General features: G+C 53.4%; 1 protein-coding gene. It reads left to right on the top strand.

The annotated features are described in order from the left end of the window. Positions 1-156 precede the first annotated feature (156 nt). Positions 157-342: a hypothetical protein gene (locus tag B2R17_RS16545; protein ID WP_286764852.1), complete on the top strand. Its 186-nt coding sequence runs from the start codon at positions 157-159 to the stop codon at positions 340-342. Positions 343-569 lie beyond the last annotated feature (227 nt).

Below are 569 nucleotides of genomic sequence, written 5' to 3' on the forward strand. Positions count from 1 at the left end.
GGAGGGTGAAGTTGTGATTGGTGATTGCGCATTGGCTCTTTGGCAATGGGCCGTAGCGTTGGTACAATTTTACGTTAGTGCAGACGTCGATCGCTTCGCTCAGGGCCGTGCTGGCAAAACATTTCGACAGGCGTCCTCCCCGCAAAGGAATCCCAGATGTCCACTGTTAAACAGGCGATGGCCGATATCATCGCACAGCAACCCCAGGACAGTAGCTACGACGAGATCCTTCGCGAACTCGCTTATGCCCGTCTGGTTGGCCGAGGTCTGGCGGACTCTGACGCGGGCAACGTCATCTCCGATGACGAAGTCAAGCAGAGAATCGAATCGTGGCAGAAGTAGTCTGGACTCGCGAATCAGTTGCCTGGCTTGAGAAGATCCACGATCACATCGCTGTCGAAGATCCGACTGCTGCGTTAAAGGTTGTCGTAGAATCTATTCTAAGATCCAATTGTTGCGGACGTTCCCTCGATTGGGCGGACGCTAAATGCCGATCGCGGACCGTGAAGTTCGTGAGATCCTTTACGGTCACTACCAGATCCCGTATCTAGCGGGCTGTTGATTTAATG

It is taken from the genome of Rhodopirellula sp. UBA1907 (genome assembly GCF_002337565.1).
Classification (GTDB): Bacteria; Planctomycetota; Planctomycetia; order Pirellulales; family Pirellulaceae; genus Rhodopirellula; species Rhodopirellula europaea.

Bases quoted from the DNA above. Each gene is read 5' to 3' on its own strand.
- B2R17_RS16545 (WP_286764852.1), top strand. From the start codon at position 157: ATGTCCACTGTTAAACAGGCGATGGCCGATATCATCGCACAGCAACCC.